The sequence below is a fragment of the Jeotgalibacillus haloalkalitolerans genome (genome assembly GCF_034427455.1).
Taxonomy (GTDB): Bacteria; Bacillota; Bacilli; order Bacillales; family Jeotgalibacillaceae; genus Jeotgalibacillus; species Jeotgalibacillus haloalkalitolerans.
Genome location: NZ_JAXQNN010000002.1, coordinates 691,569 through 710,378 on the forward strand (window position 1 = coordinate 691,569; position 18,810 = coordinate 710,378).

Genomic DNA, 18,810 nt, shown 5'->3' on the forward strand with positions numbered 1-18,810 from the left:
GCCACCTCCTGATTGAAATCTTTTTGCAGTATATGCATCTATTTTTTATTCAGAACGTTTCTTCCGGGTGATGCAGTGCATGATCCAGTGCTGATGCCAGCATGTCAGATGCCTGCTTAATATAGAGATCAGTTTCTTTTGGCGTGACAATCAGGTTCTGTCCGATCGGCGACAGAATTTCTTTGAACAGCTGCTGCTTCTCTTCTTCAGATAATTCTCCGATCAGCCCGAGATACGCACTCTTTTCTTCAGGGGCAGCCTCATTTTTATTCAGTTCTTCCACAGAAGGTTTTGTCATTAGTAATGAAGAAGGATTTGATTGTTTTTTACTCTTCATTTTTATTGTTTTTTCAAAAAAGCCGAGTGTATCCTGTGTAATTGAAGCAGCATCTACAACTGTCGGGATACCGATTGCAATCACCGGGACACCGAAAAGCTCCCGGTTAATTTCCTGTCGGTTATTCCCTACGCCTGCTCCGGGGTTAATACCCGCTGAAGAAATCTGTACAGTCGTATGAAGACGTGCTGCGGACCTTGCAGCAAGCGCATCTATGACAATCACAGCCTCAGGCTTATATTGATCAATTACCCCTTTGAGCGTTGCAGCGGTCTCCATCCCAGTCAGCCCCATGACGCCCGGTGCAAGTGCAGCAGTTCTTCTAAAGCCCCCGCTTACTGCGTTCGGCTCCACTTCAAATAAATGATTAGTCACAAACACTTTCCGGCATGTGTCAGGCCCCAGGGCATCAGGGGTGATCTGCCAGTTCCCGAGGCCAGCAATCAGTACCGGCGCGTCCTCACTGATATTCTGCTTTTCAAGAAAGGACCTGATTACATAGGATAATGCCGTTGAAGCTTTTTCCACCCATTCTTCATTCTGTGTTCTGAGCTGAGGCGCTTCGAACGTCCAGTAATCCCCTACTTTTTTTCCGGTTAAAACCGAAGCAGCCTGATTCACGCTGATTTTTTTTACTGTAAATTCATTTACTTCTTCCTCTTCAACGATCATCTCGTGTTCCTGCTCATTTGATAGGGCTTCATAAGCTTCCAGGGCAAGATCTGTTCGAAAAGCCATCATTTCATCTCCTATACACATTTTTATTTAGGGTGGTTTAAAGCCGGTGTTCTATTCTCTTAGTGAAATATTTATTTTCAGTGCTATTGCATTCTCATTGCCCGTTTGATAAAATATCCCTTGTTCTTATGTAATTGAATCTAACCGGTTCCTTACGAGAAACCGTATGCCGTAAAAGGCGTGAATCATGTAAATCGAGTTTTTAAAAGTCCTCGATTCAGTTCGGGAGGTGACATAAATGCCAAACATTAAATCTGCTATCAAACGCACAAAGACAAATGCTGCTCGCAACGAAGCGAACATCCAGCAAAAATCATCTATGCGTACAGCGATCAAGCGTTTCGAAACTGCTGTTCAGAATGATTCTGACAACAAAACAGAACTGCTTTCAAGCGCTGTAAAACAGCTTGACAAAGCTGCACAAAAAGGGCTTATTCACAAAAACAACGCAGACCGTCAAAAGTCTCGTCTAATGAAAAAGCTTAACGCATAATAATAGAGCCGATGCTAAATTAGCATCGGCTTTTTTTATCGGGTAAAACCAGGCAGTTTTGTTAAAAACATTTCCAATATCATTTCTTTCCTGCCTGAAGAAGATTTCAGCGCAAGGTCACAATCAGCAAGCTCAAGCATAATGGTTTTCAGATGGTCATTTGATAACCTCGATGCATGCTGACCGGCAAGCTTTACTCTAAATGGATGAACTTTCAGCCTGGATGCGATCTGCTGCTGACTGAACCCTTTACCGCTCATATTTTTGACCTGATAAATCAGTCTGAACTGTCCACTCAGTAAGGCAAGAAGCTTCAGCGGTTCTTCCTTTTGTCTGATGAGATCATGATACAGGTCAATTGCCTTCGCAGTTCTGCCGTTTAACGTATGCTCTATTAAATCAAATACATTATGTTCCACTGACTTTGGCGTGAGCAGGGTCACGTCTTCCACCCTTATCACGTCAGACCCTTCAGCGTACAAGGCAAGCTTTTCAATTTCCCCTGCGAGCATAAATAGGTTTGTTCCTGCAAGGACGGTCAGCTTTTCAACCGCTTCATCTTCTATCTGAAGCCTGTGATCCGCCACTTTACTTTTAATCCACCCTTTTATATCATTGACCGTTAATTTCTTTGCTTCGATGACTGTGGCATTTTTTTTCGTCAGCTTGGTGATTTTCTTCCGTTCATCAAGCTTTTCTGACGGCACGTGTATCACAAGCACTGTGTATGGCGCAGGCGACTCCAGATATGTTTCGAGCACTTCTGTTGACTGCCTGGACTCTTTTTTCTTTTCTGCAGTATAAAACATGGCCCCATCAATAAAAACGAGCCGCTTTTCCCCCATGAAGGGAAATGATTCAGCATCCTCTATTGCAGCTTCAAGACTTGCCTCATCCGCAAGGTCATGAAGAGAGAAATTAAAATCCATTTCTTCTTCTGAGATCACATGTCTGATTAACAGCTGTTTCGTTTCATGAAGCAGATATTCTTCATCGCCATACAATAAATAAACAGGCGCCAGCTGTCTTTTTTTTATTGCGTTCCACTCTTTTATGATCAAAATCAATCCGCCTCACTTTTGTATGTATCACCACTATTGTATAGGAAATCTCTCTCCCTATACAACAGTGGAAAGGGCAGAGTAAAGCTGCCTTATATAAACACTGAAAAAACGGGCCCGGGTCACCGCCTTTTCAGTTGTTTGTGCGTAGTATTTGTATCAATTTATGAATTATTTGTGATAAGCTGTTGAATGTAAGACATTTTAAATGGTAACTATGGATTTTTCTAAAACGATGCACTATACTGAAAATGTATATAGGAGGGGTAACCATGAATGAATTCGAACAAAATGTTCAATCGAAACGAAACGACCTGATTGATTCCGGCGTAGCATTCGTTGTATCATTTCTTTTCTTTGCTGCATTATTCACTGTCGGAACAATTATCTCAGTCGTGGGATCCTAACTTTTGAGAGCCTTCAGGGCTCTTTTTTTAATTTTCAATATTATATGGCAGTGCGGTCTCAAAAGTGCCATGATCCCCTGTAAATGTGTATTTGACAGCTCCATGCTCTGAAGTCACGTACACTTTGGCTCCGGTATCTAACAGCCTTTCCATCACATCTGGATGAGGGTGTCCATAGCTGTTATTTCTACCAGCTGAAACGACTGCAGTTTCCGGTTTGACGATCTCAAGAAAGTTCCCGGTAGAGGAAGAATTGCTTCCATGGTGCGCAACCTTTAATACATCGATATCCCCAAACTGATCCAGCATGTCCCGTTCAGTTTCCTCTTCAATATCTCCTGTAAAAAGCCACTTCTTTCCGCCCAGCCTTGCATGTAAAACCAGTGAGCCATTATTTCCTTCCAGCTGATCAGACGGAACCATGACTGTAAATTCATTCCCCCCCACCTGCCAATATTGTGTTTCTAAGATCTCTTTTACTGGAATCGCGTCATGCTCAAAAGCCTTCAGCAATTCCTGCATTTCTTCTTTTTGAACAGATCCGCCGCTCGTCCATACTTCTTTGACTTTCAGTTCACTTAATAAATCCCCGGCTCCTCCAATATGATCCCAGTCATGATGCGTCAGGATCAACAAATCAATCGTTGAAACACCCATACTTTTCAAATAAGGCAATACAATTTCTTTACCGACAGAAAAAGTGCTTTTTGACTGCCCGAAGTTTACCTGTCCTCCTGTGTCAATCAGATAATTTCCCTGGTTAAAAGGCAGCTGGATTAAAATACTGTCTCCCTGCCCCACACTGATAAATGTAATGCTTCCCTTCTGATTAATATAAGGTGAAAACGTCAGAACACCAGCAAACAGGATTAAACAGCAGCTGGCAGCCATGTATTTTGATTTTTCATAACAGCTCATCATCATGTAGCCAACTGCGATGAGAATTCCAACTTTCCATCTGGAAGGTTTTCCTGTAATGAGGATTGAAAACTTCAGTTCTGAAATTATCCTTGCCAGATCTTCTAAAGCTGAAATGATTGTTGATGGGATAAATGCTGCATAGACGGCAGCATCCATTGAAATAAATGAAACCAGATAAATTACAATAAATGATGGAAGAATGAACAGCGTATATAGAGGAACAAAAATTAAATTCATCAGGAATGAGGATAAAGAAAGTTCATAGAAGTGCCACAGAATAATCGGTAAAGCTCCGAGCTGTGCAATCGAGGTGACCATCAGAAGGCTAATGAATTTATTACGTGACCCTAATACTTTCCCTGAAGAGAGAGCCAGCGCAAAACTGACCGCATAACTGAGCTGAAAGCCGGCATTCACAAGCTCTAAAGGGAAGATAAATAAGTGAAGCATAAACACTGAGCTCAATATATGAAGCAGAGGCAGCCGTACAAATACATATTGAAGACTCAAGCCTAAAAGGACCATCCCTGCTGCTCTTATTACAGGTGGAGCTGCTCCTGCCATTACTGTATAAAAAGGAAGGATGAAAAAAAGACTGATTCTGACTGTTTCTCTTGTTAATCCGGCTTTTAAAAGGAGCTTCCACAGAAATAACGTGATCATTCCAACATGCATCCCTGATATGGCGAGAAGATGAATGACCCCCAGTCGCTGATACATTCTGATCTGCTCTTCTTCCATATCACTACGGTCACCGAATAATAAAGCCCCGGCGATCCCTTTTATACCTTCAGGAAAAATTTTGTCAATTCTGTCAATCCCTTTGTATCGAAGGTTATTTAAGAATGTATTTACTGATTCTTCAGCCGTCACACAGTCCCTGACATTATGCACACGGTATGTCCAGTGGATGTTCTGGTAAAATAAATATTTTTTATAATCAAAGGCGTAAAAGTTTTCAGCCGCCTGAGGGGAAGTCAGTTCCCCATCCCAGACACAGCTGCTATTTTCAGGCAGGTTTTCTATCAGGGAATGATGCTGTTCAGAAACGGTCAGAATCACTTTTTCACTTTCATTCGCCGCAATGGCTCTTTTACTGTGCTCTCCCGTAAAAGGAATCTGAACCACTAATGGGATTGATGACATTTCCGGGGATAAAGACGACTGCAGCGCGTGCAGCTCATGATCTGTTTTAAGGAAAAAGAAGGCCGATACAGTGATGGTCACAAGTAAAATCATGTAATTTGAGGTTTTTATAAGATAGAGGAAAAATAGCAGGATGATGAAGGGTAATGATTCAGGATGGAATGCCCCCGCAGCGCCGGCAAGCGCCGCAGGAGCACTGTATAATATGAGCTTCACTTAATCCTTCCCTGCTCTGCAGGAGAGATCAGCTGCTCAATGGATGCAGGATCAAAAGGGACATGTTCAGTTTGCACACCTGACTGTTCAAGCAGTTCAATCGCATATGGGTGATTTTTATAATCACTTGCATAATAGATTTTTGAGATCCCTGCCTGAATAATCGCTTTTGTGCACTGAAGGCATGGGAAATGTGTGACGTATAAGCTTGCGCCTTCGGTTGCTGCACCGAATTTTGCACACTGGAGTATGGCATTCATCTCAGCGTGTATCGTTCTTACACAATGGTTATCAATCACGTAACAGCCTTCGTCAATACAGTGTGTTCCACCTTTAATGGATCCATTATATCCTCCCGCAATAATACGCTGCTCTCTCACAATCGTTGCACCTACTGTCAGTCTCGTGCAGGTACTTCTGAGAGCCAGCAGGTGACTCTGTGCCATAAAATACTGATTCCAGGATATTCTGTTCATTTATAACGCCTCCTGACAGCTGCTGCTGTGAATAGTGCTGAAAAATGATTCAGCCTGATATTAGTAAGTACTGATCGACTCTTTCAGTTTATCAAATGTTTTTTCTCCGATGCCTGAAATATTCATAATATCTTCAATTGATTTGAACGGACCATTTTCTTCCCTGTATTGGATGATAGCCGTTGCTTTTGAAGGACCGATACCTGTTATGGATTCAAGTTCAGTCTGAGTGGCACGGTTAATATTTATTTTATCAGATTGTGTGCTCAGATCACCTTTTTGTTCTGAAGGTTTTCCGGGGACGATGATGACCATTTCATCATGTAGCATCTGCGCAAGATTAACAGCCGTCATATCAGCATCAGGCAGTTCACCTCCCGCCTTTTGAATGAGATCAATGACCCGGTCACCTTGTTCCATTTCGTAAACACCTTCATTTGCAACCTTACCTTTGATGTCAACAAACAGGACAGAGGCAGTCATGTCGCCTGGTTCATCCATGACAGATGCCTGTGTGATTTCGTTGTTCAGCGGACTTTCAACCGGTACAGAGCTTTCAGTGGATTGATTAAAAAGAAAAAAGCAGAGAAGCGTGATGAGGGGAATGAAAATGAAAAGTGGTTTCTGATAATTTTTAATCCATAGAAGCATGTGGTGTCCTCCGTTATATGGCAGAAGACTGTCAGAAGATTACATTCATTATATTATGAGGGTTGGAAAAGTCAATAAAAATACACGAAGAGTTATCTCTTCGTGCATGTAAAGAATATCCGTTCACTGTTTTCAGCAGGCTCTTCTCCGGTAAAGTCGGCGGTAACGGACTCAACCTTAAAGCCTGCTTCATAAAGCCATGTTTTATACTGCTCCACCGGAAATGTCCGCTGCTTATGAAATTCATCAAACCTTGAATACAGATCCCCATCTTCTCTGATAAAGAAGGTCAGCTCGTGCTCTGCACTGTTCTCATATTCACCTTCAAATGAATTCCATATATACGCCGCTTCCCCATCATCGTAAGAATAGGTCTGACCGGCAAAAAGCTCATTCACTTTATAAACGGAGTGAACATCGAACATAAAAAGACCATCAGCTGAGAGCAAATCATACATTTTTCTGAAGGTCTGCTGAACAGCTTCTTCTGTTTCAAGGTAGTTCAGAGAGTCACAAAAGATTGTAATACAATCAAACTGGCCAAGGTCTTCTGCTTCAGACATATCCATCTGAAAATACCTGATTGACTGATTTGCTTCCATTGCTTTTTGCTGAGCCATTGCAAGCATTGATTCAGAAAGATCAATTCCGGTTGTCTCGAAACCTGCTGCTGAAGCCTTCACCGTCCACTCACCAGTGCCACAGCCAACATCAAGCAGCTTCATCCCGTCAACTTTAAAAGTCTTTTTCTGATGCAGCAAATAACTCATCCACTCATCATATGGAACGTCGCTCATCAGTCTGTCGTAAACATATGCAAACTGATCGTAAGCCATTAGCTGATTGTGCTCGTCATATCTTCAATCTGAGCGTCTCCCCATAGCTTTTCAAGTTTGTAGTAATCTCTTTCATCACGGTGGAATACGTGTACAATGACACTGCCAAGGTCAACAAGTACCCATCTCGCTTCATCGTAACCTTCCATCCGCTTCACATTGAAGCCTTCTTCTTCTGCACGGTCCTTTACTTCTTTTGCAATTGCCTGGACCTGTTTATCAGAATTACCGTGGCAGATCACAAAATAATCTGCTATCAGTGAAATACCCTGCATATTTAAAGCGACAATGTCCTCTGCTCTTTTGTCATCAGCCGCATTGTATGCAAGTGATAATAATTCGTTTTCTTTCGTCATACTCACTTCTCCTTTTGTACAAATTCGTTATAACTTTCAAGCGTGTCAGGAAATACAGGCTGGTTTTTACTGATTAAAAACTGCATGGATTGTTTTAATGCGATTTTCATAGCTTCATCAAGATTCTCATGTGCAACCGCCCTGACATTATCCACTCCGGTGAAACTTCTGCCCGGTTCTATATAATCTGCAAGATAAATGACTTTTTCAAGCCTGCTCATATTTGGTCTTCCTGTTGTATGATACCTGATTGCATTCAGAATATCCTCATTTGTAATCCCGAGCTTTTCTCTGGCAAACACAGCACCAACCGGCGCGTGCCAAAGTTCATGATGAAAATCAAGCAGCACAGGATCAAGTTCGCGGCTGATGATCAGCTCTCTCATTTCATTTTTATCATGAAACTTTGCCATATCGTGAAGTGCAGCAGCAATCCCTGCATCCTCTATGCTTACACCATGTTTTTCAGCAAGTGACAATGCCGCCTCGATTACACCAAGGGTATGAATATACCTTTTTTCAGGGAGTATATCTTTTACAATCTGCTTAGCCTGCTCAAGATTCATAAAGCCCCTCCTCTAAAATATACCTGTACGCCTTTTCCGGAATCAGAAAGCGGCAATCCTGCTTTTCTGCAAGACGTTTTCTGAGCATGGTAGATGAAAGATCCACTACCGGCCCCCTGATCATCACAACATCTCCAGCATGGTCACCTGTATAACCGGGTCTCTCAAAACCGGCAAAAGTAATTAAACTTTTCAGTTCATCTATCCTGTACCAGGTTGATAGTGATTCAATCATATCACCGCCTATGATAAAGAAGAAATCTGTATCAGGCTCCTGATGTGTCAAATGAGCGATTGTGTCAAATGTGTAGGACGTTCCCTCTCTTAAAATCTCTGTCCGGTCCAGTTTAAAATAAGGAACTTCAACGATACTATCCTGAATCATCCTGCATCTTTCTTCAGCAGTCGTCTGACCGGAAATATGCTTATGCGGCGGTGCCGCATTCGGCAAAAACCTTACTTCATCAAGAGACAATGCATGATAGGCTTCATTCGCCATAATTAAATGTGCGATATGGACAGGGTCAAATGTGCCACCCATGATTCCAACCCGCTTTTTCATTATTTTCGTACTTTCGGCAATTCGATTTTTTTATTTTCACGGGATTCTTTATATAAAACTACTGTATGTCCAATCAACTGAACAAGTTCAGCTTTCGCTCCCTTTGAGAGTGCCTCTGCAACCTCATCTTTATCCTGTTCACAGTTTTGAAGGATGCTGACTTTAATCAGTTCTCTTACTTCTAACGCTTCCGAAATCTGTTTAATCATATTATCATTCACGCCGCCTTTACCTACCTGAAAAATGGGCGATAAATTATGTGCCTCAGCACGAAGAAATCTTTTTTGTTTACCTGTTAACATGTTTTCACTCCTGTTTCATATATTCTGTCATTTTTTTTATCATATAATTGGTATCCGGCTTTTCTGTGGTCCACTTTTCAAAAGCGAGTGCCCCCTGCCAGACAAACATGCCAATGCCATTCAGTGACTCCGCACCGGCTGATTCAGCAGTTTTTAAAAATTGTGTGCTTAAGGGATTATAAATAATGTCTGCTGCAAGTGCCCCTTTTTTCATTAAAGAAGTATCCACCGGCATCTGAAGAACATCAGGAACCATTCCCACAGACGTTGTATTAATGACAATATCAAATCGATGCAATTGTTTTTCTGCCGATTTCAAATCCAGACCTTCTCCTGAAACCTGCTGCTGTTCAGCCAGCGTCGCAGCTTTAGCTGACGTACGGTTTGCAATGCTGATTCTCTCAGCACCAAAAGCTTTCAGTGCCCCGATAATTCCTTTAGCGGCTCCACCGGCTCCCAGCACCAGAATCTGTGCATGGTGAATGTCAGACTCAGACCGCTTTGTTAGCAATGACATTAAAAACCCGCGTCCATCTGTGTTATAGCCGGTACATTTGCCGTCTTCAATAACTACTGTATTAACAGCACCAAGAAGCTTAGCCGCGGGATCTATTTCATCAAGGAACGGGATAATCGTTTCTTTATGGGGAATTGTAACATTAAACCCTTTATATCCAAGCTCTTTAAATCGCTCAACCTGATCTTTCAGTTGTTCAGGAGAAACCTCTATTGCTTCGTAATGTCCCTCAATACCCGATTCTTTCAGCCAATTATTATGCATAAATGGTGATTTTGAGTGACGGATTGGATGACCAATTACTGCGAGCTTCATAAAAAGTTCCTCCTGTTGTTTAGATTAGGCTTTATTAAAGTTGGCTGTTGATTGCAGCGAGAGGGGGACGCTTTCCGCGGCCGGGCGCTGAGCCCGCAAGCTTCGCCATAGCCTCACCTGTCCCTTCCTGCGAGCCGCCCCCTGCAGCGAGAATCACCAGCTGTGCAGCAAAAACAATGGACTTTAACAAAGCGTTAAATTAAGGACTTCCTGATAATCGCGCTGACGCCTTCCGGTACATAAGCAGCAACTTTTGCGCCCGGTTCATTAATCGTAATCCAGCCGAGTCCTGAAAATACAATGTCCATTTTACCTTCTTTAACAGTGAACTCATGCCTTTTTAACGGCGGGAAGGATTCAAGATCTTCCTGTCTTGGCGGGGAGAGCATATCGCCTGCGTGCCGCTTATAGAGTTCATCTGCTTTTTCCAGCTTTGTTCTATGAATTTCAAGATCATTTGAAAAGTAGCAGGTGAAAGATTTTCTGCCTCCACTAATGTAGTCAAAACGTGCAAGACCCGCGATAAAAAGCGTCTGCTCTTCATTCAGCTGGAATACTTTAGGCTTTAATTCTTTTTTAGGCAATACTTTTTTTAAATCCTTTTTATTAATAACATGAGCCATTTGATCACGGTTAATGATCCCCGGTGTATCAATAATAGCCTTGCCATCATCCAGCGGAATTTCAATCATATCGAGTGTAGTCCCGGGAAACTGGGATGTTGTGATGATATCCTGTTCTCCGGTTACTTCTTTAATGATTCTGTTAATCAGCGTGGATTTCCCGACATTGGTACAGCCGACAACATAGACGTCTCTGCCTTTCCGCTCCCGGTCAATTGTCTGAAGTACGTCCTGGATATGGTGCCCTTTATCCGCACTGCACAAAAGAACATCAACAGGCTTTAACCCCATCTGACTCGCTTCATATTTCATCCAGTTAATCAGTTTATTTGTTTTAACTGATTTAGGGAGTACATCAGCTTTGTTGCCAATGAGCAGCACCGGATTCTTGCCTACAAAACGGTGAAGGCCTGTCAGAAAACTTCCGTTAAAATCAGATATATCAACGACTTTTACAATCAGTGCATCTGCCTCTCCAAGACCATTCAGGATCTTCAGAAAGTCATCATCTGTAAGAGCAACGTCCTGTACTTCATTATAATGTTTCAGTTTAAAGCAGCGCTGACAGACAATCTGCTCCCTTTCCAGGCTTGAAGGAGGCGCATATCCAAGACCCTCTTTGTCAGTCGTCTGTATCTCGACTCCGCAGCCGATACACGTTAATTTTTCTTCACTCACTTTTTATCCTCCCACTGGATCATGTTTTTTCTCTTGAAAAAATTTAGCAGTCTTTTTTCAATGATGCGATTAAACTTTGTAAAGAATCCATCTGTTTTGGCTACAGGTACAACCAGTATGGTGTAAAGCTTATTCAGATTCCCACCAAGTACATCGGTCATCAGCTGATCACCAATGACCACTGTTTCATCTTTTTTCACGTTCATATCTCTGATCGCTCTTCTGAAAGCACGTCCCATCGGTTTTCTCGCATGGTAAATAAACGGAACACCGATCGGATCAGAAAAAGCCCCCACTCTCAGTTGATTATTGTTAGACACAATCGTGACAAGGATTCCTTCTTTTTGCATGCCTTCCAGCCATTCAATCAGCTTTGGCGTTGCATTTTTCCTGTCCCATTCAACCAGTGTATTATCAAGATCTGTGATGATCGCTTTAATTCCCTGCTCTTTAAGTTTTGCAGGTGTTATTTCAAATACGCTATCAACGTATTCATTAGGCAAAAATAGTTTTATCATTGTTCTCCACCTCTTCACTTCAAGTCTATATCATACATCATCTGTCAGGTTAGTTCAAAATGAATCTTTAATGATTTCATTACATAAATCGTTCGACAAATATCGGCTTACCTTTTTCCTGTGGATAAGTATATCAACACCTTACAAACTGCTGTTATTAACTATGTAACCCTTATTCACAACTTTTACACAGGTTATACACGGAAGATTGTGGATAACAGAACGCTTGTTCTTTCCTGCGGTGTCTGGTACCTTTTTATTATGGAATGATGAAAGGAGCATTATTAAATGGACAAGTTATCACTTGAAGCGCTTGAAAAGGCGTATGAAGCAGCAAAAAAACAGAAGCTTTCTGATGACTTCCTTCAACTATTGGAAATGGAAATTCTGAAAAAAGAAAAGTAATTTTAATCAGTGGCGTAAATCTGCGACGGCAGTTAAAATAAAGAAAAGAGTTCTGAAAATTCGAAACAGGAGGACTTATCATGAAATTGACTGTGATCTGTCCAGGCTGTCGCGGAATCGGTTCTGTGAGAAAAATCCGATTTTTAAAAACAACATGTACTGAATGTCAGGGTTCAGGCAAAATCAGCAAAACAATTACTGAATATAAGATGTATTAGTGGGACTGGCAAGTTTTCTGTTTTCTTTCATACCGTGTATAAACCGGTGAAAGGAGGAGAAGGCTTGTCAATTTTTTTGATATTATCTGCATTGGTTGATCTGCCGGCGCTCACTGGATATTTTAAGCAAAACGCCTTTCCGGAGCCACTTGGTAAAGAAGAAGAGAAAAAAGCGATATTGCAACTTCAAAATGGCAATGAAGATGCAAAAAGATTATTAATTGAACACAACCTGAGGCTGGTCGCACATATTGTTAAAAAATTCGAAAACACCGGTGAGACGACAGAGGACCTAATCTCAATCGGAACAATCGGGTTAATTAAAGCAATTGACAGTTATTCCTATGATAAGGGGACAAAGCTTGCTACGTATGCTGCAAGATGTATTGAAAATGAAGTACTAATGTTTTTAAGATCCCTTAAGAAAACGAAAAAAGATATCTCTCTTCATGATCCGATTGGTGAGGACAAAGACGGTAATGCCATCAGTCTGATTGATGTTCTGCAAAGTGAAGAAGAAGAACTCGATGAGGTCATTGCCCAGAAGATGAACGGTGAAAAAATCAGGCGTTTTGTAACAAAGCTTGATGACCGGGAACGTGAAGTCATCAGTGCAAGATTCGGAATTAATGGTGAAGAAGAAAAAACGCAGCGTGAGATTGCCAAAGAACTTGGCATCTCAAGAAGCTACGTTTCACGTATCGAAAAAAGAGCATTAATGAAGCTGTTTCATCATTTTGATGAAGATAGCTGTTAGATTTTTTCAGTGATCTGAATGATCAGGTTTGCTGAGTTAACAGCAGCTGTTTTTAAATACTGATCGAATGAAACATGTGATTCTTTACCTGCAATATCCGATAGGGAACGGATAATCACAAACGGCACTTCGTATTGATGTGCAACCTGAGCGATTGCTGCTGCTTCCATCTCCAGAGCCTGCAGATCCTCAAATCTGCCTTGAAGAGTTTCAACCCTGTCAGGATCATTCATGAAAGAATCACCTGTTGCAATCAGACCGGAGACGGACTTTATCTCACTGAATGCTGCTGCACATGTCAAAGCCGTCTCTCTAAGCTTGTCATCAGCTTTAAAAGCAGCAGGCATCCCAGGCACCTGGCCATATTCATAGTTGAATGCAGTTACATCAACATCGTGATGACGCACTTCATTCGATATTACAACATCACCTACATTTAAAGCAGGATCAAAACCGCCTGCTGAACCGGTGTTAATGATCACATCCGGCTGGTATCGTTCCATTAGAATTGTTGTCGTCATCGCAGCATTTACCTTACCAATTCCACTTTTAACAAGTACAACTTCTTTTTGCTTTAATAGTCCAGTTGTGAATTCGCTATTTGCAATTGTTTCTGTCTGTACATTCTCCATTGTGGAACGAAGTGTTTCCACTTCTTCTTCCATTGCACCAATAATACCAATCTTCATTAAAATCCCTGCCTTCTCTTTCAATCTCAAAACTGATTTGAACTTACCACAGTGACTGAAAAAGATCAATGAAGCCGTGATATAATAGGTAAAAACACGATGGAGGATGATTATGGGTTTAAAACTGGATTTAATTAAAGACAAGATAGAATTTTTTGACGCACATTCCCTGCAGGACCTCGAGAAAAAAATACAGAGACAGATTGAAAATAATCAGGCACTCATGCTCCGGGTTCATCATGTGGATCACCAGACAGTTTTCACTCCTGAAGGCAAGCCATATTATACTGCCAGTGTTCATTTTAAATCCTAGTGGGATTAAAAAAGAGGTGCTGTTCACACGAAACAGCACCTCTTCTATTATTAAATTGAATTACAGCTCATCCACTTTCACAGGTTTCCAGCCTTTTTTATCGACCCATTCCATATGAACGCGATATTCAGGCGCGCCTCCGCTTGGAGATGACACCTCTACAACTGAATTTTGAGGCCCGCCATCATTTCCTACCCACCAGACAGTCATTGAATTCATATCAAGTCCTGTTGCATAGGCAGCAGCCTTTAGTTTTTCATTCCAGTCTACACTGCCTTTTTCATATGATGAAACGTGTTCCCCGGTCTGCTTCGTACCAACCGGCTTCCATTCGCCATCTTCAGGACCTGCCATTTCTTCATTTGAATCAGATTCTTTTTTCTCTTCATCTTTTTTCTTTTTATCTTCTTTCTTTTTAGCCGCTTCTTCCTCTTCTTCCTTATCTTCACTTGCAGCAGCGTTTTCTGACTCAGTATCTTCATCTGATTCACTTTCATCAGATTCAATCTCGCTTGCAGTCAGTTCATTATTTTCATTATCATTATTCTCATTGCCGTTACTTTCATCCTGTATCCCGGCATTTTCCTGAACCTGTTCAGCAATTGTTTTTTCTTCTGTTTCTGCTGCCTGGTTTTCATTATCACCTAAAAAGATAAATGCTGAAACACCGGCAATTAATAGAAATACCACTGCAATGGACGCATTCAGAAATATATTTTGTTTCCGTTTTTTACTCTGCATCTTTGATCTTGAATTATTCATATCATCACTCCTCGTTCAACTCTTCCCTTATCAATTAAATCTAAACCAGCATATCACGGTTGTAGGCTTCAGTTACAAGAGCCGCTTTTCCTTTTATGAAAACAGGACCTCTGTACTGTAAAGGATTTGACGTGACCTAAAGATAAAAGTTACAGATTCAGATCGTTTAAATGTAACGCTTTGTTAAAGTCCATTGTTGTTTCTGCACAGCTGGTGATGCGCAAGGGGGCGGTTCGCAGGAAGGGGACGTGTGGTGGCCATGGCGAAGCCTGCGGGCTCAAGGACAGGACCAAAAAACGGTCCACCGACGGAAAGCGTCCCCCTGAAGCGGAGATCAACAGCCAACTATAACAAAGCGAAATATAAAAAGCACTCCGGTTTATAACCGGAATGCTTCTGTTTAATCAGTTAATTGATGTAATGCGGACATCCATATCTCCGCCAGGTGTCTGAACTTTCACTTCATCTCCAACAACTTTGCCAATCAGGCTTTTAGCAATTGGAGAGTCATTTGAAATTTTCCCTTCGAATGGGTCAGCTTCAGCGCTTCCGACGATTGTATAAGACTCCTCATCGCCATCTGGTAATTCTACAAATGTAACTGTCTTTCCTAGTGAAACGACACCATCAAGTGTCTGATCGTCTTCAATAATCTTTGCATTACGGATCATTGATTCAAGTGTGGAGATGCGGCCTTCAACAAATGCCTGCTCTTCTTTAGCTGAATCATATTCTGAGTTCTCAGAAAGGTCACCGAAGCTTCTAGCAATTTTTATTCTCTCTACTACTTCTTTTCTTTTAACAGATTTAAGCTGTTCAAGTTCCTGCTCAAGCTTCTGTTTACCTTCTTCTGTCATTGGATATACTTTTTCGTTTGCCAAATCCCTTCACTCCTTTAAAAATACATGACCTATTTCATGCTATGTGATTGAAACCCCTTTTATGAAGTATGCTAAAAAGAGGATAAATTATCCTCTTAGCCTTTGCTATCATATTACACAATAGACTTTTGTTCAAGAATTGTTTGAATTTTCGTTACCATCAAATCAATTGCAACGTGATTTTGCCCGCCTTCAGGAATAATAATGTCGGCATAGCGTTTAGTCGGTTCAATGAATTGATTATGCATTGGGCGCACGACATTAATATACTGATCGACTACTGAATCAATTGTACGGCCTCTTTCATTGATATCGCGGAGCATCCGTCTGATAATCCTGAGATCTGAATCAGTATCAACATACAGTTTGATATCCATGAGATTACGGAGCCTTTCATCTTCTAACACTAAGATTCCTTCAACGATGATGACATCCTTCGGTTCTACCGGAATCGTCTTTTCAGATCTTGTATGCACTGTATAATCATACACCGGCTTTTCAATTGCTTTTCTGTCAAGCAGTTGACCGATGTGCTCGATTAAAAGGTCATTATCAAATGCAAGCGGATGGTCATAGTTTGTTTTCAGACGCTCCTCATATGGGATGTTGCTCTGGTCTTTATAATAGTAATCCTGTTCAATAATCGCGATTGACTGGTCCTGAAAAACATCATAGATTGCTTTTGTGACAGATGTTTTTCCTGAACCTGAACCGCCTGTTACACCTATAATAACGGGTTTATTTGTCATTTTGCCGTTAGCTCCTTTCTCATACTATCCGAGTGGACGCAGCGGCTTATTCACTTTAAATTTCTCAATTTGAAGCGGATCTCTTGCAGCGTCTGTTTTAATTTTTTAAATGACTTAATATGAAACGATTGAAATCTTATACGCTGAATCATATCAGCATACATCATATTTGATCTGACTTACAGCTATTCAGCTGATAAGCGATCATTTAAGCATATATTGAACGGGTTCTGTAAGTCATATGAACCACACTATGCTGAATTTAACCTGTCCTCTTTTTTGTACTGATCGAGAGTCCGTCTCCTACAGGAAGGATAACTGTATGATACTGATCATGTTCAGCGATCCACTGATTAAAACGGTCCAGTTTTCTCAGCATCTGTCTGACATTTCTGCTTTCAGTTCCATTTTGCTCTGCTACAAGCCCTTTAAATAGAACGTTATCAGTATAGACGCACACATTTTCAGAAAAATACGGTTCATACAGTTCAAAGAATTTAATGTTCTGGCTTTTCGCTGCATCTATAAAAACGGCGTCGAATGGACCATACTTTGATACCTGTTCCGGCAATTCCAGCGCATCACCCTCCAGAAGATGGATCCTGCTGGCGAATCCTGATTCCCTGATGAATTGCTTTGCCATCTGAGCTCTGTATGAATCTCTTTCAATTGTAACAACCTCAACCTCAGGAAGTGCTTCAGCTATTCTGATAGCAGAGTAGCCGATGGCAGTGCCAATCTCGAGTATTCTTCCAGGCTGCTGAATTCTTAACAGCTGTAGCAGCGTTTCGATTCCAGCCGGCTCCATAATCGGCACTTCATTTTCCTCAGCAAACCTGATCAGTTCTTCTGCCATCTCTGAATGCGGAGGAAAAAATTTTTCAATATATTGATGGACTTTATCCACAGTTTCTCACCTTTTCTGATCTCAGGTTCCATAAAAAAGAGCGTTCACATACAATCCCTTAGACCGAAATCCGGAAAGTAGTGATAAACGCTAAAATACTTTATCTATTCTAACATAAAAACAGAAGGAAAGTGAATGTTCTTTCCTTCTGCCGGACAATTATTCTTCATCATTTACACTGTAAATAAATTCTTCTGCTTTTCTCTCGTGCTCTTCAAGTGTTTCTGAATAGTACATTGCCCCGTCTTCTGCTGAAGTAAGGAAATAGTAGTAATCAGAACGCTCAGGGTTAATTGCCGCTTCGAGTGAAGTGGCACCCGGTGCTGCAATCGGTCCTGGCGGTAATCCCTGAACCTGATACGTATTATAAGGGTCATCGATTTCAAGATCTTCAAATAGCACTCTGTCCTGCCATTCCCCTTTCGCATAAAGAACGGTCGGATCGGTTTGCAGCGGCATGCCTTCTTCAAGTCTGTTATAAAAAATACCGGCAATCATCGCTCTGTCAGTTGTTGCTGTCGCTTCTTCTTCAAGCAGCGAAGCCATTGTGATCAGTTCATGAACACTCATCACTTTACCTTCTTCTGCTTCTGCACCTGTATAATCCCCCTCAGTAAATCCGGCAAGTAAATCAATATATGGCGCTACATTATTATTCATTGCATCAACCATTTGTGTAATGATTTCTTCAAGAGAAGGATTTTCCTCATAGTAAGGATACGTTGCAGGATATAAGTAACCTTCGAGGGAACGCTTCACGTTTTCACCCTTTACTTCTTCTGTTATCAAAGCCGGGTATTGTTCCATCAGCGTATTAATGAATGTTTCATCTGTTACTTTTTCCATAAACTCTTCCTGCGTATAATCAGTATTTTCTGCAATGATTTCAGCAATTTCCTCAAGTACAAGGCCTTCAGGAATCGTCACATTGAATAGAGGCTCGTTATAGACTTTCCCTGTTTTCAAACTTTCTGTTATTTCACTCAGGGTCATTGACGGAGTCATATTATAAGTACCCGCCTGAAAGTCTGTTTCATTATTAAATTTCAGGTAGTATTTATATACCTGTGCATTTTTAATAATGCCGTTATCTTCAAGTGCCTGAGTAATTCCGTCAACAGATGAGCCGATCGGTATTTCAACTGCTACCGCATTTTCATCCGTTTCATCCACCGGTTCGAGCGCTGAACTGATATATGAATAGGCACCGAGAAGAGCACCTGCTGTGAGGAATACAAATACGATTAACAGAATGAATACAATTTTTCTGACCTGTTTTGCTTCTTTTTTTCTTTCCTGTAAGTTAAGCTTCCATTGATCTATTAAACTTGATTTTTCACCCAATCAATTTCCCTCCAAAAACTTCTGCTCATTTTTCCCAATGATCACATTATACAATAAAAAGAAGCG

Annotated in this window: 25 protein-coding genes; 6 read left to right on the forward strand and 19 right to left on the reverse strand. The window is 41.2% G+C overall.

What is annotated here, in order from left to right; all coding sequences use genetic code 11:
• Positions 1–49 precede the first annotated feature (49 nt).
• A complete protein-coding gene (gpr, locus tag UFB30_RS08540; RefSeq protein ID WP_322421258.1) occupies positions 50–1,075 on the reverse strand; it encodes a GPR endopeptidase in 1,026 nt (341 codons plus the stop codon).
• Positions 1,076–1,313: 238 nt separating this feature from the next.
• Here gpr and rpsT point away from each other — a divergent pair, with 238 nt between their 5' ends.
• Positions 1,314–1,568: a 30S ribosomal protein S20 gene (gene rpsT / locus UFB30_RS08545; protein ID WP_322421259.1), complete on the forward strand. Its 255-nt coding sequence runs from the start codon at positions 1,314–1,316 to the stop codon at positions 1,566–1,568.
• A 35-nt stretch (positions 1,569–1,603) separates the two neighbouring features.
• Here the strand turns inward: rpsT and holA are convergent, their stop codons facing one another.
• Positions 1,604–2,629 (reverse strand): DNA polymerase III subunit delta, encoded by a 1,026-nt coding sequence (gene holA, locus UFB30_RS08550; protein WP_322421260.1) that lies wholly within the window; start codon positions 2,627–2,629, stop codon positions 1,604–1,606.
• Positions 2,630–2,901: 272 nt separating this feature from the next.
• Here holA and UFB30_RS08555 point away from each other — a divergent pair, with 272 nt between their 5' ends.
• Positions 2,902–3,036: a YqzM family protein gene (locus UFB30_RS08555; protein WP_039809946.1), complete on the forward strand. Its 135-nt coding sequence runs from the start codon at positions 2,902–2,904 to the stop codon at positions 3,034–3,036.
• A gap of 27 nt (positions 3,037–3,063) precedes the next feature.
• Here the strand turns inward: UFB30_RS08555 and UFB30_RS08560 are convergent, their stop codons facing one another.
• From UFB30_RS08560 to UFB30_RS08610, 11 genes are all read right to left on the reverse strand, one after another.
• Complete coding sequence (locus tag UFB30_RS08560) at positions 3,064–5,319, reverse strand: DNA internalization-related competence protein ComEC/Rec2 (protein ID WP_322421261.1); 2,256 nt, start codon at positions 5,317–5,319, stop codon at positions 3,064–3,066.
• Positions 5,316–5,795 carry a ComE operon protein 2 gene (locus UFB30_RS08565; RefSeq protein ID WP_322421262.1) on the reverse strand — a complete coding sequence of 160 codons (480 nt, stop codon included), beginning with the start codon at positions 5,793–5,795 and terminating at the stop codon, positions 5,316–5,318. Before UFB30_RS08565 ends, UFB30_RS08560 begins: the two co-directional genes overlap by 4 nt.
• A 60-nt stretch (positions 5,796–5,855) precedes the next feature.
• Positions 5,856–6,446, reverse strand: a complete 591-nt coding sequence (locus tag UFB30_RS08570; RefSeq protein WP_322421263.1) for a helix-hairpin-helix domain-containing protein — start codon at positions 6,444–6,446, stop codon at positions 5,856–5,858.
• A 92-nt stretch (positions 6,447–6,538) separates the two neighbouring features.
• On the reverse strand, positions 6,539–7,282 hold the full coding sequence (locus UFB30_RS08575; protein WP_322421264.1) for a class I SAM-dependent DNA methyltransferase: 744 nt from the start codon (positions 7,280–7,282) through the stop codon (positions 6,539–6,541).
• Positions 7,282–7,638: a ribosome silencing factor gene (gene rsfS, locus UFB30_RS08580; RefSeq protein WP_039809959.1), complete on the reverse strand. Its 357-nt coding sequence runs from the start codon at positions 7,636–7,638 to the stop codon at positions 7,282–7,284. The genes UFB30_RS08575 and rsfS overlap by 1 nt, the downstream gene beginning before the upstream one ends.
• A gap of 2 nt (positions 7,639–7,640) precedes the next feature.
• Positions 7,641–8,204 (reverse strand): bis(5'-nucleosyl)-tetraphosphatase (symmetrical) YqeK, encoded by a 564-nt coding sequence (yqeK, locus tag UFB30_RS08585; protein WP_322421265.1) that lies wholly within the window; start codon positions 8,202–8,204, stop codon positions 7,641–7,643.
• Positions 8,194–8,745 (reverse strand): nicotinate-nucleotide adenylyltransferase, encoded by a 552-nt coding sequence (locus UFB30_RS08590; protein WP_322421266.1) that lies wholly within the window; start codon positions 8,743–8,745, stop codon positions 8,194–8,196. The genes yqeK and UFB30_RS08590 overlap by 11 nt, the downstream gene beginning before the upstream one ends.
• A gap of 20 nt (positions 8,746–8,765) precedes the next feature.
• A complete protein-coding gene (gene yhbY, locus UFB30_RS08595; protein ID WP_322421267.1) occupies positions 8,766–9,068 on the reverse strand; it encodes a ribosome assembly RNA-binding protein YhbY in 303 nt (100 codons plus the stop codon).
• Between the two features lie 4 nt (positions 9,069–9,072).
• Positions 9,073–9,900 (reverse strand): shikimate dehydrogenase, encoded by an 828-nt coding sequence (gene aroE / locus UFB30_RS08600; protein WP_322421268.1) that lies wholly within the window; start codon positions 9,898–9,900, stop codon positions 9,073–9,075.
• Positions 9,901–10,094: 194 nt separating this feature from the next.
• Complete coding sequence (gene yqeH / locus UFB30_RS08605; RefSeq protein WP_322421269.1) at positions 10,095–11,201, reverse strand: ribosome biogenesis GTPase YqeH; 1,107 nt, start codon at positions 11,199–11,201, stop codon at positions 10,095–10,097.
• Complete coding sequence (locus UFB30_RS08610; protein ID WP_322421270.1) at positions 11,198–11,719, reverse strand: YqeG family HAD IIIA-type phosphatase; 522 nt, start codon at positions 11,717–11,719, stop codon at positions 11,198–11,200. The genes yqeH and UFB30_RS08610 overlap by 4 nt, the downstream gene beginning before the upstream one ends.
• Positions 11,720–12,007: 288 nt before the next feature.
• Between UFB30_RS08610 and sda the strand changes: the two genes are divergently transcribed.
• The 3 genes from sda to sigK all read left to right on the forward strand — a co-directional run bounded on the left by sda (position 12,008) and on the right by sigK (position 13,099).
• On the forward strand, positions 12,008–12,124 hold the full coding sequence (gene sda, locus UFB30_RS08615) for a sporulation histidine kinase inhibitor Sda (RefSeq protein WP_322421271.1): 117 nt from the start codon (positions 12,008–12,010) through the stop codon (positions 12,122–12,124).
• A gap of 80 nt (positions 12,125–12,204) precedes the next feature.
• The gene (locus UFB30_RS08620; RefSeq protein WP_322421272.1) at positions 12,205–12,342 is read left to right on the forward strand and encodes a hypothetical protein; all 138 of its coding nucleotides are present in this window, start codon (positions 12,205–12,207) and stop codon (positions 12,340–12,342) included.
• A 70-nt stretch (positions 12,343–12,412) separates the two neighbouring features.
• Positions 12,413–13,099 carry an RNA polymerase sporulation sigma factor SigK gene (gene sigK, locus UFB30_RS08625; protein WP_322421540.1) on the forward strand — a complete coding sequence of 229 codons (687 nt, stop codon included), beginning with the start codon at positions 12,413–12,415 and terminating at the stop codon, positions 13,097–13,099.
• Here sigK and mtnN read toward each other — a convergent pair.
• Positions 13,096–13,788, reverse strand: coding sequence for a 5'-methylthioadenosine/S-adenosylhomocysteine nucleosidase (gene mtnN, locus UFB30_RS08630; protein ID WP_322421273.1), 693 nt, complete (start codon positions 13,786–13,788; stop codon positions 13,096–13,098). The two genes, sigK and mtnN, sit on opposite strands and share 4 nt — an antisense overlap.
• Positions 13,789–13,900: 112 nt before the next feature.
• On the opposite strand from mtnN, the gene UFB30_RS08635 reads away from it, so the two are divergent.
• The gene (locus UFB30_RS08635; RefSeq protein ID WP_322421274.1) at positions 13,901–14,101 is read left to right on the forward strand and encodes a DUF2536 family protein; all 201 of its coding nucleotides are present in this window, start codon (positions 13,901–13,903) and stop codon (positions 14,099–14,101) included.
• Between the two features lie 60 nt (positions 14,102–14,161).
• On the opposite strand, the gene UFB30_RS08640 is transcribed toward UFB30_RS08635, so the two are convergent.
• From UFB30_RS08640 to mltG, 5 genes are all read right to left on the reverse strand, one after another.
• On the reverse strand, positions 14,162–14,863 hold the full coding sequence (locus UFB30_RS08640) for a DUF1510 family protein (RefSeq protein WP_322421275.1): 702 nt from the start codon (positions 14,861–14,863) through the stop codon (positions 14,162–14,164).
• Positions 14,864–15,267: 404 nt separating this feature from the next.
• Complete coding sequence (gene greA / locus UFB30_RS08645) at positions 15,268–15,744, reverse strand: transcription elongation factor GreA (RefSeq protein ID WP_322421276.1); 477 nt, start codon at positions 15,742–15,744, stop codon at positions 15,268–15,270.
• A gap of 113 nt (positions 15,745–15,857) precedes the next feature.
• Positions 15,858–16,493: a uridine kinase gene (gene udk / locus UFB30_RS08650; RefSeq protein ID WP_322421277.1), complete on the reverse strand. Its 636-nt coding sequence runs from the start codon at positions 16,491–16,493 to the stop codon at positions 15,858–15,860.
• Positions 16,494–16,755: 262 nt separating this feature from the next.
• The gene (locus tag UFB30_RS08655; protein WP_322421278.1) at positions 16,756–17,400 is read right to left on the reverse strand and encodes an O-methyltransferase; all 645 of its coding nucleotides are present in this window, start codon (positions 17,398–17,400) and stop codon (positions 16,756–16,758) included.
• Positions 17,401–17,559: 159 nt separating this feature from the next.
• Positions 17,560–18,744 (reverse strand): endolytic transglycosylase MltG, encoded by a 1,185-nt coding sequence (mltG, locus tag UFB30_RS08660; RefSeq protein WP_322421279.1) that lies wholly within the window; start codon positions 18,742–18,744, stop codon positions 17,560–17,562.
• Between the last annotated feature and the right edge of the window lie 66 nt (positions 18,745–18,810).